We start from the raw sequence: 15,371 nt of genomic DNA, 5'->3' as shown, positions 1-15,371 counted from the left end.
TACAAATATGAAAATCGATAGGGTATTACCAACCTTCTTAAACAGAGCTCATCAAATGAAATATAGATTTATCTTTGCCATCTTAATGTCGTTTGTATTGACGTTTTTCATGTCCGCTTGGGTGACATATTTGAATGTTGGCTTTATCCAAGGCTTTACCGATTATTGGATGTCCGCTTGGTTTCTTGCATGGCCAGCGGCCGGCGTTATTTCTTTCATCTCTGGGCCAAGAATCCACCAATGCGCGCAGCAAATATCACAAAAACTTTAACGTGTTAGCTGTAAGCCTTGCTGCTGTAGGCAACACAAAAGAGCCGGCATACCTGGCTCTTTTCCATTTTCTCTATTACCTGATAACCTTTCAAACAAATAAGCAAGGTAGCGTGAATGACGGTGTTCAAGCGCCTTGATGAAAGGTTGGATTGAACGAGTATTTACAGGCGGCTGGGCTTATCAATATGGAAAGGGGGTTGAAGATCGAGGCCAAGCACCGCTTGATGGATTACTGACCAACATTCCTACAACGCTGATTGGCGTTGGTGGTTCGAAGAAGGCCACTTATGATAAATATCGCTATGATGACGCAATGAAAATCCTGATCGATCTTGGCATTTTTGCCTATTGTGGCGTCACTGATCTCGAAAGTCATATCATTTATGATGTTGAAGGCAAAATGAATGCACTCAACCGCGAGCAAGGATTAAAAACGGCAAGTCAAATAGGTAAAGCGTTTATCTGCGCCGAACGCCAGCCAAAGAATGTTAAACAAGCGTTTTTAAATGGAGACTTATTCCAATGATGCGGTAACGCGAGTTTTACCGTTCACTCTAGAAAATAGAATAAAACCAGTCTCGTTTACTGTTCAGTAACGGGGCTGTTTCATGCCTTAAAAATCGTCCTAAACACAAACCATTATCCACAACAAAACATCAGAGCCTATCTATTCATCCAGTTATTTTTCTTGATGAATTTTGTCCTTATCACTAATCAAATTCAGCGTTAAAAGCCACCTTAAATTATAAAACATTAATAATTTTATAACTTTTTGCTAGATCAATCACAATGAACATCATATTTATTTTGATATAAAAAATATGTTATCACACACCATAAAGGACTATTCATGACCAAACATTTACTTGCTGTTCTCTTGTCAGGGTTCGTTACCGCTTCTATTTCTGTACATGCTGTTTCTCAAGATCAAATCGCTATCGATTCAACAAGCAACTACGCACAATACACAACCAAACGTCAGGTAGTTGATCAACTACTAGAGGATGCAGTGGTCGCCTTCAAATCTCCTGCCCGGGTTTCGGATGCCGGATTCACTGCCAAAATGCCCACCAACATGGAAATCGTAACCAATAAGCTATTAGCGGCTTATGAACTTGAACCCTATCGCACCGACCTGTTGATTTCAGCGGCCAACGCGCAGATCTACAATAAAAATGTAGATAACGCTGTAGCCCTATTCGAACAAGCTTTATCAGCGGCTCCAGATGATGTCGACATACACTCTTATCTTGCAGTTTGGTCTCACTTTAACGGCGATGATGCTAGCTCTAACGAGCATATGGATGCTTTATCAACATTGGATCCTGGCAGAAAAGCGGATTTAGACAAAATCTTTTCTACTGTCGAGCGTGTTATCAAAACACCGTTAACAGAAACCGCATCCATTCCCGATGATGGCAATAATGCAATTGTGACTTTGGGATATGCACTAAATCCCGATGGTTCTATGAATGATATTTTAATTCAGCGCTTAGAAACAACACTCAAGCTAGCAAAAGCACACCCTAAAACCCTTATTATCGTTACTGGTGGCGTACCTAAAAATCACAAAACCGAAGGTAAATTGATGGCGGATTGGTTGACTTCAAAAGGAATCAGCGCCAATCGCATAATAGAAGAAAACTACGCTACCAGTACCGTAGGCAATGCACTTTATAGCAGCTACGCACTGGCGAGACATCATATTTCTCATGCGACAATTATTAGTTCTGCTAGCCATGTCAGACGAGGACAAACGCTATTTGAAATAGCCAGTTGGCAGACAGGTCCACAAAACATTACCTTTGACACTGTCGCATATCCTGACAAACCACTTTCTGAGCTTAAAACTGCTTCTTCCTCCGAGTTATTAGGTATTTACCGTGATGCTTTAAGAACCTATGGGATGTGGAGTTATCGCTCATATCCATTGGAATCACGCTGAGATTAATCACCAAGTAGTAGAAGCGATGAGTGGCCATCCTATGGTCACTCTCATTACCTAGTCACTGTTGCAAGTAACATGAAATATTGATGGAGGAAAAACTCGGCTAATCGCGCCAACAAACCGACATTTTGTAATACGCTATGCCCGATTTCTCAAATTCCGGCCCATCAACCTCAAGCCCGAACCTTTGATAGAAGCTGAGGGCTGTGGTTCGCGCATCACACCAAAAATAGTGCATGTTGAAGTGCTGCAACGTCGACATAACATGCTCCAGCACCTTTGAGCCAATACCTTGGCCCTGATATTGAGGCAAAGTCGCAAACTTTCTTAATCTCGCTTCACGACCATTAATATAAATTGACGCCACGCAGACCAACTGGTTATCGACAAAGGCACCATAGTGAGTGGCGAACTCGTCCCCTTCAACAATACAAAATGAAAGTGGCTTTTCAGGCCAAAGCACTTGATGACGAATCGGTAAAACCTCTACGGCCGTAACTTGCTGTATTTTCATCTTGCCTCAAAGAGATAATGTCGGATTAAGGTAAACTTTAGAACAGACTACCATGAGAAAACCTTTTCCTAATTTTGCTCGAATTTTAATAATTTAGCACGTGCCTCAGCAAGCGCTTTCTCTATGTCTTTCCGCTTACGCTCACGGTTAGTCATTTTGCTGGCTTTGCCACTCACTCTCGCCCTGCAAACGTAATCGGATCATCTATAGTTATTAGAACTTATTTACTCAATACGTTTAGTCACAAAGACAGGGCAAGGTTCTATGCGCGATATAAAAATTGGCAAACTACTTCTTGGTGGATTCATCATTCCCGTGATAGCTCTTCTTGTCATGGTTTGGATATCCATCACTCAGATGGGCACCATCAACCATCAGTCGACTGTCATCTCGACTAATTGGCTACCCTCTGTACAACTGATTGAGCGTATCAATACGTTAACCGCCGACTTACGCAACTATGAGTCAGTACATATTATTTCTACCGACAGCCAGCAGATACAAAAAGCAGATCAAGAAATACAATCGGTAAAAACGGAGGTTTTACAAACACTCTCTGAGTATGAAAAGCTGGTTTCTAGTGACCAAGAAGAGCAGCTTCTTCAGGAATTTAAACGTAAATATTCTGAGTATCTAAACATTCAAAAGAACCTATTAGAACTCTCCGAACAGAATAAAAACCAACAAGCAAAAGACTTATTCTTAGGTACTTCAAGAGAGGCTTATCAAGAATACTCCGCGGTATTGGTAAAATTATCCGACTTAAATAAAAGTTCAGCAGCACAAGCCAGTAACTACGGGGACGTGCTGTATGACGAAGCCATTCAATTAATGATTTTGGTCGTCATTGCCGTGACAATTGTCGTCATTTTCACTGGCTTTTTTATTTCCCGCCACTTAACCAGCGCCATTACGTTAATTCAAGGTGCCATGACCAAGATGGCGGAAGGTAATCTCACGATTCGCATCGAAGATCTGGGCAAGAATGAATTAGGCATCCTTGCTGAAAGCTACAATAAGACCGCTGTTAAATTGTCCGATCTAACCAGCGAGTTGGTTTCCGTTGCCGACAACGTGGCATTATCCTCAGAAACCCTTGCTTCAACAATGGACCAAGCCGACACTAATTCTCAAAATATGTTATCGCAAGTCGAGCAAATTGCGACCGCACTTAACGAGATGTCGAGTACGGCTTTAGAAATGAGCCAAAATGCCGCCAACGCGGAGACCGCCGCAGGGGAAGCCATGAGCAATGTTGAAAGTGGCAATAAGTCACTGACCGAATCCAACCAAATTTCAATCAAGATTGGAGAGTCGATTAGTGAAGCCACAAACTTGGTTAACCAACTGAAAGAATACTCTACGGAGATTGGTGCTGTGATAGAAGTCATCAACAGCATATCAGAACAAACGAACTTACTGGCACTGAACGCCGCGATTGAAGCTGCCCGTGCAGGCGAAGCTGGTAGAGGTTTTGCCGTGGTCGCCGACGAAGTTCGTTCGCTAGCAGCCAAAACTCAGCAATCAACGATCGACATTAAAGAAATTATCGATAAGCTTCAAACGCAAGCAGAAAAAGCCGATCAATTTATGAACTCGAATACCAAATTGATTGATAACTCTCAACAGATTGCCAACAGCGTGCAACAAGCATTTAAAAAAATCATTGATTCCGTTACCACAATTTCCGATGTGAATACGCTGGTCGCAACAGCAGCGAGTGAGCAGTCTAGCGTCACAGAAGATATTTCGAGCAATATTTCTTTAGCCGTTGATATCGTCAATCAAAATGTATCGGGTATTGCAGAAAGTACCAAAGCGAGCAAAGCGCTTGCCAGTGAATCTGACAATCAAAAACGTCTTCTTAGCGTATTCATTGTTCGATAATGTTTATTATACGTTAGGCTCAACCCCAGAAAAAACCAACCCATGCGGTTGGTTTTTTTTCATTGCCAAGCCGGCAATGTTCCGACTGCGTCAGCGATATCACCCCATAGCGTCACAGCGTACAACCACACAAGTGACAATGTAACCGAACCACGCAACACTTTCCTTATAGAGAAGTTAAAGCCTCTACCTCACTTATCGATTCATGTACAATTGCTTTTATGAGAGTGAGTGTCGCATGCCATAGCCGTTCACTGAGCAGACACCTTAGGAAATACCTTGCAGTTAACCCATTTTAAACACAAAACTCGTCATGGTCCGGATTACCGTCATGGTGAGCAAGTCTCGTTTATCGATATTCGAGATACATTTGGGATGGGAAGTATTCGCGTTGGTAACTGGGTCAACGCGGAAGAAAAAGCGCTCGCAGCTAATCTAATATTCGACTCTTTGGCTGACCTTGCCTACTTATTAGCTCTGCCACCGAGCGCTGTTGGTCTACGTGGTACCTTGAATTTGGCGTTTGGTACTGGCGGTCGTAAAGGTGTTCAGGCTCACTATGCACCGAATCAACGTGAATTAGCGCTGGCAAAAAACGCGGGCGCAGGTGCGCTTGCTCATGAGTTTTGGCATGCCTTTGATCACTACATTGCAGACAAGGTCTTTGATATCGGTGACAGATCCGGCCCACAGAGAAAAATTTTGTTTGCCAGCGATTGCTGGTTAAAAGATGTTGACCACTCCCCTCACCCTTTAAACCAAAGATTGCTTGCCATTTTTGATGCCACTTTGCTCAATGAAAGTGGGCAAGATAAGCATGACTATGTATCACGTAGTGTCAACGCCGATAAAACTCTTGGTACGCGTTATTTTTCACAACCCACAGAAATGATGGCCCGAGCATTTGAAGCCGTCATTGAATCATGCTCAGGCATTGAAAACCGCTATTTAGTATCAGGAACAACACTGCCTGCAAGCATGGATTTATATCCTGATATCGCGCATCGGCATACCATTTATACTGCTTTGCAGGCTTATTTTCACCCACTTGGATCGGCATTAAGTCGTTAGTTTGACCTGTTTTCAGCGGCTCAAATGATAAAGCTCAACAGCAGTGAAACGATGAGCCCCACCAAAAAGCTCGGCGGGTGAAAACCTCGCTTCGATGATGAATCATATTCTTTTTGTGGTTCTTCCTGAAAACTTTTCTTGGCGAGTTCTTTGATATAGGTGTTTTGCATCCTTTGCTCTCTCCCTGTTGATTTAAGCTCAGGATAAAACCTCAACCTAAGTTGAGGTCAACACGCTATCGTCTATTTTTAACACTTAACATTCAGCAGAGGTCATAGCTTGAAAAATGCGATACGCCGCTAACACGGTTTCCATCTGAGTTTCGTGCCCCTGTATAAAATCGTCACCGTATATCGTTTCGTCAGGATATTCCGTAATCAGATGCAATGGAAAGTCCGGTTTATCAACACCAGATACAAAACATGGAAAGCCATTAATCATACGAAACCCCGTTTCTCCCGCGTGCTGCTCATACAGAGCAATTTGTTGGCGGTTCATCTCAATCACATCAGTACAGACTTGCAATTCACGAGTAACGGCATCAATAAACCGCTCAGCAAATTGCGGCCAATCGCCTTGATGACTATGACGAATAACCAGAAAGAAACCTTTGGGAATCGTCCACATATCAAAGCCTTGAGGCACGTACCCCGAAAATGGACGCGTCCATTCGTGACAAGGGTAACCATGTAAATTGACATGTAACTGCGCACCACTCATGGCCGCTTGTTGGCGAATCTCTTTTTCATAAAAAGGCGCCACATGGCGGTATTCAAGGTCATCGCCAAACGCGGTGTAACGCGCGGCGTGATGCATATGTAACGGATTGTCTTTGATAAATGCCTGATATTGAGCGTAACCGTCCGGGTTATCCAACGGTGATAAGACTAAATGTGCAGATTCACTGACGAGCAATCTCTTTGCAGCGCGCAGCGCGCCGACCACACCGGTCGACTCATTCGCATGCTGTCCACCTGTCACCAAGATTGGCCTATCACTACCTCGAAAGTACCTTGCATTAACGGTGTTGCCGGTCACCGTTGGCGCCTTTACGGCTTGCCCACCAAGCGCGACTAATTCAGCGCTAACTTGTTCAACCGATATTGGCCGAGTTGCGCGCTCCAAAGCCTCCCCTTCATGAGTTTCACTGCAGATTGAATACGGTTTTAGTTCGATATCAATATGGTAGCGCCCATCGCTAGAGTCAGTAATCACCGGAACGATCTGACCGGGCTGACAATCCCGAGCTGTCGCGTCTTTTCCTTCCCGCCACTTAAAATACTCTTGAATCGAAAAGTACAAATCTTCATGCAGCGCCTCTTTTAAGCTAATCACTTCATGTTCATAACCAAGTGGTTCGTCTTGTACCGGAACCTGAATGTTGAGTTCCAAGCGCTGAAAATAAGGCGATTGGGACGGCCATTCATGCTGCTTTATGCTTTGCATAATAGTGAGGAATGTCTGCTCGTAATCACTCACAAAAGGCTGATGATGAACAATATTTTTTTGCGCATCAGTGAAAGTGATCCAAGACGTTGGTGATAACTGCTCAGTCTCCACCGCATCACGTCTTAACACATTCGGTGCAAATACCGAGTACCGCGCGGTGTTGCGCGACACATCAGTAATGGCCACCTGATAGTGGTCGCTTGATGCCTCGCTGGCGATGAAATTCATCTTGTTCGCCTTTATCATTGCAGCTAAAGGATAGGCTTCTAATAGAAAACGTTTATTTGATGTCGAGGGATGGATTGGATATTCAATCGTCACACTCTCAAATGGTGTGCTGGCCTCATTCAGTTTTTCTAAAAAGAAATGGACCAGTGGCTTATATGCACTATTCACCTCGGCATCGAAACCGAGATTTCGCAATTCGTGTTCAATACGATGGCGGCTTACCTTGTCGTTAAACGTCCAAATTTGGAGTTTTCCACCTGAGTATTGATTCAGTTGAAAGTGCTCAACCCATTGATTTAACGAGGTTCCAATGGTTGTCGATAATATTCTACTCATTTAGCGGTTCTCCCCATTGGATCTAATGTGTCTCTCAGCCAATCTCCTAAAAGATTCAACCCTAAAACGGTCAATAAAATCGCCATTCCTGGAAAGAAACTCACCCACCACGCGGTTTGTATGTAGGTACGTCCATCCGCCAGCATTCCGCCCCAACTCGGCGTGAGTGGATCAACGCCTAATCCGAGAAACGTTAAACTGCTTTCTAACAAAATGTTATTGGCGACGTTGAGCGTCATTAGCACAATCACTGGACCAATTAGGTTTGGTAATAGATGTTTAAACAAGATATTGAAATTACTCACGCCAATCGCCTTTGCTGACTGAATAAATTCTCTATCTCGCAGTGAAAGAACAGAGCCCCTAACCAACCTTGCGTATTGAACCCATTGAGAAACAATCAATAAGATAATCATATTGGTTAAGCCGCCACCCACAATGGCAATGAACGTAATCGCTAACAGAATAAACGGCATCGCCAACTGTACATCGGCAAAGCGCATAACCACCGTATCCCAAAATCCTCGGTAATAACCTGCGACTAACCCCATAACGACACCAAAACCAACAGCGCCAAGAACAGAAATAAACCCAACTTGCAGTGACACAGTCCCCCCTGAAATCACCCGAGCCATTACATCACGCCCAAGAGGGTCAGTACCAAATGGAAACGAAGCGTCGGTAAACGGGGCCAGAAGCCGAGCGGTTAAGTTGATTTTATCTGCCGCGCCCTGGAAAATGACGTCAGACATTAAAACCAGAAGCATCATTCCTATGGTGAGAATAAAGCCCAAGATAAACTCTAAATTTTTATAACGGGTGAACCGTCCTTTATAAGCAGCCGTCGCCATTTCTTCACTCCGTTCTTATTCTTGGATCAATCAGGCCATAAGCCACATCAACAAGTAAGTTGACGCCAACAATCAACATCGATAACACGGTGATGACCGCTTGTAATACTGGGTAATCGCGCGCGCTTACAGCGTCAAATGCTAAGGTTCCAAGTCCTGGCCAATTAAACACTTTTTCAATCACCACAATGCCACCCAGTAAGCCGCCAAACTGAAGCCCAAAGTAAGTAATCAGCGGAATTGCGCAATTTCTCAGTGCGTGCTTATACAACACCTTGGTTTCACTCAAGCCTTTGGCTCTAGCTACCATAATGTATTGAGACTGAAGCGTTTCAAGCATCGCAGTGCGAATCAGACGAACATTCGTCGCTGTAAGGATCACCGCCATCGTAAACGCCGGCATAATGAAACTTTCGATGCCGTCCATGCCGCTTGGAGGCAGCCACTGCAAAGTGACGGAAAAAATCAGCACCAACATCAGTGCTAACCAGAAGTTGGGAAAAGACAGGCCAATCAATGAGGTAACGCGAATAAACTGGTCGACCCACCGACCTTTGGATACCGCGGCTTTAATCCCTAACGGGATTGAAAGAAAAATAGACACAATCATTACTGCAAACGCCAGCAGGACTGTGGCAGGCAACGAGATTTTGATCAGTGAGGACACAGGGGTTCCCCCCATAAAACTGTGGCCAAAGTCTCCTGAAAACAGGCCGATGAGAAACTCCGCGTATTGCGCCCAAAACGGTTTATTCAGCCCCATTGACTCGCGAATTAGCGCCAAATCGGCTTCAGTCACACTGCCTGCACCTTGCGTAAGCATCAAAGCAGGATCACCCGTCATACGAATCGCCCATGCGACCAGCACGGTAATTGACAGCAGCACGAAAACGGCTTGAACGAGTCGTTTAAGCAAAAAATTGGTCATGAAGTAGTCCTTAGATGAGAAAGTGAGCCACCCCGTTTAGCTGGTGGCTTCTTTTCATTACTCGACAGAGATCTCTGTCAAACGCAGACGGCTGTCTGGCACTGGCGTGAAATTTTTCACACGTTTATTGACCCCAAAAATGGCATTTAAGCTATAAAGTGGCATTTCCAGCGCTCGGTCTGCGGTGTAGTTGGCGATAGACTTTAGAATCTCTTCACGTTTGGTTTGATCAATAATAGAACGCTGCGACTCTAACCATTTATCTAACTCAGGATCGCTGTCATACGGATTCCATTTTTCACCCGTGTGATACATAAAGTAAGCGGTATTGTCGTAATCAAGCGTCCAACCACCCCAAGATTGCTGGAACATTTCACCGGTTTTACCTGATGGAATGATGTCATTGAGCAATACGTTGGTTTCATAAGGCTTAATCGTGGCATTCAGTCCGATAATCTGCAGATAGCTCGCCACAGCCTGCGTGACTTCATTAAACGTGGCATCATTGCCACGGATATCCAGTTGGATTTTCGTGCCTGGTTTGACCCCTGCTTGTTTAAGCAATTGCATCGCTTTATTGGGATCATACGGTAGCGGTTTTAATGTCTCATCATTACCAAACGAAATTGCACTTTGAAAGCTAGAAATAGCCTCGGCTTGCCCACCTAAAATCGAATCAATAATCGCTTGGCGATCTACACCATAGATCAGTGCTTTTCTGACTCGCTCATCTTTGGTGATCCCACTTTTAGAGTTAAAGCGCAGCGCGTAGACCGTTGGGCTTTGCGTCGTCACAACTTCAAGGTTTGGGTTATCCTCAATGGTTGGAATCATCCCGATAGGAATGGTTGGCGGTATCACTAGGTCCACGCGGCCAGACTGCAATTCAGCCACCGCGGTAGACGGCTCGGATATAAATCGATAGTTGAGCTGCGATAACTTCGGAGCCTCGCCCCAAAATCCTTGATACGGTTCCAGTTCGATAGACACTTTAGGGCTGTATGATTTGAATTTAAACGGGCCGGTACCAACAGGATGAGTATTAAAATACGCTTCACCGTGTTGTTGAATGTATTTTGGCGGAACAATCATCGCCCCATACCCCGCCAGTTTGGTTAGCAGCACAGGATCGGGCGCGTTTAAATGGAAGTCAACGGTCTGTTCGTCAATCACTTCCACATGATCAATGGCGATATAATTAGAGCGCTGTGGCCCTTTCTTTCCCTGCTCTCCCAGCAAGCGATCGAAGGTAAACTTCACCGCTGCAGCGTTAAACGGTTCTCCATTATGAAAAGTCACGTTTTCGCGTAAATGGAAGCGAATGCGCTTACCGTCATCAAGCTGCTCCCACGAGGTGGCTAAGCCAGGTTTCAGCTGTAAATCAGGGCCTCGATATGTCAGGCCATCATAAAGATTGGTCGCCACCGATGCCCAGTTAACCAGAAATGTATCAACCGGGTCCCAACTGCCTGGATCTTGGGGTGATGAAACCGTTAAGGTACCCGCCGCCATACTCCATGATGAAAACGTCAGGCCTGCTGCTAGCCCTAGTGATTTGAGCCAGCGTGTTTTGATGTGGTTATGCATTAACATAGTCTCCATTTATGTCTGATTGTTTCGCCCCTTCCTGAGGCGTTCTGGCAACCCAGTGTCCGGGATTGATTTCAATGTGTGTTACCGCTTTGGGCTCATCCCCAACTTGGCGAACCGGGCTTGGAATGTCTCCGGTTAAACGCACATGGGTTCGCTGTAACGTCGGGTCAGCAACGGGAACTGCACTCAGTAACTTTTGGGTATAAGAGTGTGTAGGCGTTTCAAGAACCTGCTGGCGATTGCCAATTTCGGCGATTTGCCCAAGGTAAAGGACCGCCACTCGATGGCTGATTTTCTCAACCACGGCCATATCATGGCTGATAAATAGGTACGCAATCCCAAATTCTTCCTGAAGCTCCATAAACAGGTTGATGATCTGAGCTTGAATCGACACATCCAGCGCCGACAACGCTTCATCGGCAATAATCAACTTCGGATTAGACGCCAGAGCGCGAGCGATACATATCCGTTGGCGCTGCCCACCGGAAAACTCATGAGGGTAACGAGCAGCGTGTTCAGGACGTAAACCAACACGTTCTAATAGCTCCGCAACTCGTTCATCAATCTGTTTACGACTGCTCAGCAAATGATGGGTTCGAATCGGCTCAGCAATCGAGTAGCCCACGGTTTTTCTTGGATCAAGAGAGGCGTATGGGTCTTGGAATATGTACTGGATATCTTGTCGTAACCGGCTTTGCTCAGCGTTTGACCTGTGCTCGATGGGGCGGCCTTCAAACTCGATATTGCCGCTGGTTGCTTTTTGTAACTGCTGGATAGTTCGACCAATGGTCGATTTGCCCGACCCCGACTCACCCACAAGAGCTAAGGTCTCTCCCGGATAAATATCAAAACTCACATTCTCAACGGCATGAACACGATGAGTGGTACGACCCCAGAAATTTTTCTTGGTATCAAAACGGGTGATCAGATCTTTCACGCGCAGCAAAGGCGCCATGTCATAGCGCGCGGTATCTTGCTCCTTCTCTTCGCCCACCACTTTTAACTGCTCATTTTCAAGCACCATGACAGGAAAGCGACATGGGTGACGTCTTCCCGTCATACTGCCAAGCTTTGGCACCGCATTAAGCAACGCTTGTGTATACGCGTGCTTAGGCTTCGCAAACACCTGCTGAACCTTACCTTGTTCGATTTTTCGTCCTTGCCACATGACCACCACATCATCAGCAATTTCCGCCACCACCCCCATATCATGGGTAATGAAGATCACCGCCATATCGAGCTCTTTTTGTAAATCAGCAATAATGGCAAGAATCTGCGCCTGTATGGTGACATCAAGCGCCGTGGTCGGCTCATCAGCAATAAGTATTTGGGGTTTACACGCTAACGCCATGGCGATCATGACGCGTTGTCGCATGCCACCTGATAGTTGATGCGGATAACGTTTGAGCATCTCGCTGGAATCGGGTAATCGAACCATATCCAGCAGCTTTTGGCTTTCGGCTAATGCTTGTGCTTTGGTCAGCTTTTCGTGCAATAACAGAGCTTCACACAGCTGATCACCAATCGTAAATACGGGATTCAGAGACGTCATCGGTTCTTGAAAGATCATCGCGATATCTTTGCCACGAATGCCACGCATTTGCGACTGCGACAAAGAGAGCAGATCTTGTGATGGCTGTGTCGCTGACTGAAAGTGAATCTGACCTGACTGGTATGACGCACCGGCCATATCTGCAAGGCGCATAATGGTTTGTGAAGTCACTGATTTCCCAGAACCTGACTCACCAACAATCGCGAGCGTTCTGCCCTGGTGAACATCAAAACTCAGGTTTTCAATCACGGTATTGTCACCGAATTGAACGGTGAGATCCTCAACGCGAAGAATGAGGGCATCCTGCCTGTCTGTCATCGATTTATCCTTTTGTGACAGTGAAAACCTATAACTCAGTAACCATCCCTCAGTCACTGCGAAACTGTACTAGCCAACCTAAAGTTCTATATCGATTGACTCAGTTCCATCATGTAAACTAAATTCAATGACATCAACTTATATTAAGTCATGTTCAATAAACAAATGTTATGGATTATGAATGAAGTTCAGACAAATTGAAGCTTTTCGAAACATCATGCTTAGAGGAACAACGGCTGCCGCCGCTGCTGAAATGCATGTCACTCAACCCGCTGTAAGCCGTCTGATTAGTGACTTAGAGCACTCGATTGGCTTTCGACTTTTTGAACGTCGCAAAGGTCGCCTGTTCCCAACTCAAGAAGCCGGAGAATTCTTCCGTTCTGTCGAAGAAAGCTTCCTTGGGCTTGAGAAATTAGAGTCGGTTGCTGTGCAAATTCGTAACCAAGCCCCTCAAGAGTTAAAAATAGCCAGTACCTCAGCGATATCGAGTTCACTTCTGCCTATTGCGTTATCTGAACATGAACGCTACTTTCCCGATGAAAAAGTGGTGATTCATACTGATGGATTAGCCGAGATTGTTATGAAGCTACAAACCAACACGGTTGACTTAGCAGTCGGGCTGCAACTCCCCCAACTCAGTGGTATTGAGCAGGAGTTTATCGGTAATGCTCGTTATGTTTTTGCTGCCAAGCAAGGCCACCCTTTATTGGAGAAGCAAGTCATCACTGCCGATGATCTGAAAGGCGAGTCAGTTATCACGGTGTTAGACAGTAACCCAAATTACTGGCAAAAGCTGACCACGGCTTTAGACAACGTTGAATCCGAGCTTAATCGCCGAGTGTTTATAGATACCTCACACACCGCTTATGCAATGATTGCGCAAGGCCTCGCCGTTGGCGTACTTGAACCTTTTGCTGCGAGAGCTTGGGCGAATAATGGCGTTGTCACTCGCCCGTTCGAACCGACCATTTATTATCCATACAGCATTGCGTACCCCACGAATACTCGGCACCACAAATCACTGTATCGCTTTGCAGAATCCGTGAAGCAATCGGCGAAAACAATGCCAGAGTTTATGTCAAAAGACCTTGATGACCGCTAGCAGAAATAACCGCTTGTGCGCCCACCGCAGAATCATCAAATGGCATGTTCGGTATTGAAACATAACCCAATTCACTGTCTAATTTTATCTGGCAGATTCCTTACCGATTTCAACAACAATTACAACACGCTGCCCGTCATTCACATAAGGAACAACCATGAGACAAAATCTCACTCACATTCTCTCAACCCCTCATCTTCTGATCACTGATGGGGCTGCTGGCACCCACCTTGAAGCCATGGGTTGCGACCTTAACGACGAACTTTGGACAGCAAAAGTTCTTAAAGAAAGTCCCGAACTTATCAAGCAGTTACACCGTGATTATTTTGAGGCTGGCGCCGATTTTAGCGCTTCGGTCAGCTATCAAGCGACCATCGAAGGCTATACCAAGCAAGGATTGTCAGAGTCCGAAGCGATTGCGCTGATCAAAGCATCAGCCACGTTGCTTCTTGATGCACGAGATGAGTGGTGGGAACAACAAGGAAAAGCGGATAACCGACGTTATCCGATTGCCGCTGCATCCATCGGCCCCTATGGCGCCTTTCTCGCTGATGGTTCGGAATACCGCGGCGACTATGAGTTATCGGCGCAACAGCTTCGCCAGTTTCATCAGCAACGCATTGAAATTCTGTGGGATCAAGGTGTTGACCTTATCGCTGTCGAGACGATTCCTCGTTTGGATGAAGCCTTAGTCATCGCAGAGATTGTCCAAGAACTGGATGCGAAATGCTGGATTACATTTAGCGCACAAAATTCATCACAAATCTGCAATGGTCAAGAGATTGCCGAGTGTATCCGCGCCCTAGAACCCTTTGAGTGCGTGGTTGCCGTTGGTGTTAACTGTACTGCTCCCCAATATATCGGTGGGTTGATAGAGAACATCAAATCGCAGACTAATAAACCAATTGTTGTGTATGGCAACTTGGGTAACAGCTATGATCCGAACAGTAAAACTTGGTGTGAACATGATAAGCAAGGTGTCACCAGTTACCTTGAATACGCGCGGCAATGGAAAGCTCTCGGTGCAAAAATTATTGGCGGCTGCTGTGGTACCACGCCCATGGAAATAAAGCAGATTTTCTCAAACATCGACTAAAGCATAAAAATAGTTGGCTCCTAGAATGCGAGCAAACGTTGTTCACCCCAAGCGGAGAAAACGTACGAGCAGTCGTTACTGCTTCTAGGAGCGATAAGTTATTCGCACTGTTCATGCTGGCTATTAAGCGTGGCTAGCCAGATAAATACTCGGTCAGAGCAAAAATAAGCATATCTTATAAAGAATAAGGTATTGATTATTCCTTCAAAATCTTCATCATTCATT

General features: G+C 45.3%; 13 protein-coding genes. 7 read left to right on the top strand and 6 right to left on the bottom strand.

Translation table 11 applies throughout. The annotated features are described in order from the left end of the window. Positions 1-7: 7 nt before the first annotated feature. From M1D72_RS02500 to M1D72_RS02490, 3 genes are all read left to right on the top strand, one after another. A complete protein-coding gene (locus M1D72_RS02500; RefSeq protein ID WP_456295436.1) occupies positions 8-271 on the top strand; it encodes a DUF2798 domain-containing protein in 264 nt (87 codons plus the stop codon). 138 nt (positions 272-409) lie between these two features. Further along, positions 410-799: an NAD(P)H-dependent oxidoreductase gene (locus tag M1D72_RS02495; RefSeq protein ID WP_456295435.1), complete on the top strand. Its 390-nt coding sequence runs from the start codon at positions 410-412 to the stop codon at positions 797-799. A gap of 324 nt (positions 800-1,123) precedes the next feature. Next, on the top strand, positions 1,124-2,218 hold the full coding sequence (locus tag M1D72_RS02490) for an ElyC/SanA/YdcF family protein (protein WP_390195895.1): 1,095 nt from the start codon (positions 1,124-1,126) through the stop codon (positions 2,216-2,218). 106 nt (positions 2,219-2,324) lie between these two features. Here M1D72_RS02490 and M1D72_RS02485 read toward each other — a convergent pair whose 3' ends face one another. Beyond that, a complete protein-coding gene (locus tag M1D72_RS02485) occupies positions 2,325-2,735 on the bottom strand; it encodes a GNAT family N-acetyltransferase (RefSeq protein ID WP_456295434.1) in 411 nt (136 codons plus the stop codon). Positions 2,736-2,999: 264 nt separating this feature from the next. Here M1D72_RS02485 and M1D72_RS02480 point away from each other — a divergent pair, with 264 nt between their 5' ends. Both M1D72_RS02480 and M1D72_RS02475 read left to right on the top strand, forming a co-directional pair. Further along, a complete protein-coding gene (locus M1D72_RS02480; RefSeq protein ID WP_456295433.1) occupies positions 3,000-4,622 on the top strand; it encodes a methyl-accepting chemotaxis protein in 1,623 nt (540 codons plus the stop codon). A gap of 279 nt (positions 4,623-4,901) precedes the next feature. Continuing rightward, the gene (locus tag M1D72_RS02475; protein WP_456295432.1) at positions 4,902-5,693 is read left to right on the top strand and encodes a CLCA_X family protein; all 792 of its coding nucleotides are present in this window, start codon (positions 4,902-4,904) and stop codon (positions 5,691-5,693) included. A 255-nt stretch (positions 5,694-5,948) separates the two neighbouring features. Here the strand turns inward: M1D72_RS02475 and M1D72_RS02470 are convergent, their stop codons facing one another. From M1D72_RS02470 to M1D72_RS02450, 5 genes are read right to left on the bottom strand one after another with little or no spacing between them, the layout of a single operon-like run. Next, complete coding sequence (locus tag M1D72_RS02470) at positions 5,949-7,706, bottom strand: peptidase M14 (RefSeq protein ID WP_456295431.1); 1,758 nt, start codon at positions 7,704-7,706, stop codon at positions 5,949-5,951. Continuing rightward, positions 7,703-8,557, bottom strand: a complete 855-nt coding sequence (locus tag M1D72_RS02465) for an ABC transporter permease (RefSeq protein ID WP_456295430.1) — start codon at positions 8,555-8,557, stop codon at positions 7,703-7,705. The genes M1D72_RS02470 and M1D72_RS02465 overlap by 4 nt, the downstream gene beginning before the upstream one ends. Before the next feature lie 4 nt (positions 8,558-8,561). After that, a complete protein-coding gene (locus tag M1D72_RS02460) occupies positions 8,562-9,485 on the bottom strand; it encodes an ABC transporter permease (protein ID WP_456295429.1) in 924 nt (307 codons plus the stop codon). 57 nt (positions 9,486-9,542) lie between these two features. Then, the gene (locus tag M1D72_RS02455; protein ID WP_456295428.1) at positions 9,543-11,072 is read right to left on the bottom strand and encodes an ABC transporter substrate-binding protein; all 1,530 of its coding nucleotides are present in this window, start codon (positions 11,070-11,072) and stop codon (positions 9,543-9,545) included. Next, positions 11,065-12,948 (bottom strand): ABC transporter ATP-binding protein, encoded by a 1,884-nt coding sequence (locus M1D72_RS02450; protein WP_456295427.1) that lies wholly within the window; start codon positions 12,946-12,948, stop codon positions 11,065-11,067. Before M1D72_RS02450 ends, M1D72_RS02455 begins: the two co-directional genes overlap by 8 nt. A gap of 181 nt (positions 12,949-13,129) precedes the next feature. On the opposite strand from M1D72_RS02450, the gene M1D72_RS02445 reads away from it, so the two are divergent. Together M1D72_RS02445 and mmuM are read left to right on the top strand one after the other, a co-directional pair. After that, a complete protein-coding gene (locus M1D72_RS02445) occupies positions 13,130-14,050 on the top strand; it encodes a LysR substrate-binding domain-containing protein (protein ID WP_456295426.1) in 921 nt (306 codons plus the stop codon). A gap of 157 nt (positions 14,051-14,207) precedes the next feature. Continuing rightward, complete coding sequence (gene mmuM / locus M1D72_RS02440) at positions 14,208-15,146, top strand: homocysteine S-methyltransferase (RefSeq protein ID WP_456295425.1); 939 nt, start codon at positions 14,208-14,210, stop codon at positions 15,144-15,146. The last annotated feature ends 225 nt before the right edge of the window (positions 15,147-15,371 follow it).

This window comes from Vibrio sp. AK197 (assembly GCF_053903115.1).
Note: the sequence above shows the minus strand (reverse complement) of the source record. Positions and strands in the feature narration are given on the sequence as shown.

Excerpts from the sequence above, each read along its gene's own strand:
- M1D72_RS02500 (WP_456295436.1), top strand. The coding sequence starts at position 8 with ATGAAAATCGATAGGGTATTACCAACCTTCTTAAACAGAGCTCATCAA.
- M1D72_RS02495 (WP_456295435.1), top strand. The coding sequence starts at position 410 with ATGAAAGGTTGGATTGAACGAGTATTTACAGGCGGCTGGGCTTATCAA.
- M1D72_RS02490 (WP_390195895.1), top strand. The coding sequence starts at position 1,124 with ATGACCAAACATTTACTTGCTGTTCTCTTGTCAGGGTTCGTTACCGCT.
- M1D72_RS02485 (WP_456295434.1), bottom strand. The coding sequence starts at position 2,735 with ATGAAAATACAGCAAGTTACGGCCGTAGAGGTTTTACCGATTCGTCAT.
- M1D72_RS02480 (WP_456295433.1), top strand. The coding sequence starts at position 3,000 with ATGCGCGATATAAAAATTGGCAAACTACTTCTTGGTGGATTCATCATT.
- M1D72_RS02470 (WP_456295431.1), bottom strand. The coding sequence starts at position 7,706 with ATGAGTAGAATATTATCGACAACCATTGGAACCTCGTTAAATCAATGG.
- M1D72_RS02465 (WP_456295430.1), bottom strand. The coding sequence starts at position 8,557 with ATGGCGACGGCTGCTTATAAAGGACGGTTCACCCGTTATAAAAATTTA.
- M1D72_RS02460 (WP_456295429.1), bottom strand. The coding sequence starts at position 9,485 with ATGACCAATTTTTTGCTTAAACGACTCGTTCAAGCCGTTTTCGTGCTG.
- M1D72_RS02455 (WP_456295428.1), bottom strand. The coding sequence starts at position 11,072 with ATGCATAACCACATCAAAACACGCTGGCTCAAATCACTAGGGCTAGCA.
- M1D72_RS02450 (WP_456295427.1), bottom strand. The coding sequence starts at position 12,948 with ATGACAGACAGGCAGGATGCCCTCATTCTTCGCGTTGAGGATCTCACC.
- M1D72_RS02445 (WP_456295426.1), top strand. The coding sequence starts at position 13,130 with ATGAAGTTCAGACAAATTGAAGCTTTTCGAAACATCATGCTTAGAGGA.
- mmuM (WP_456295425.1), top strand. The coding sequence starts at position 14,208 with ATGAGACAAAATCTCACTCACATTCTCTCAACCCCTCATCTTCTGATC.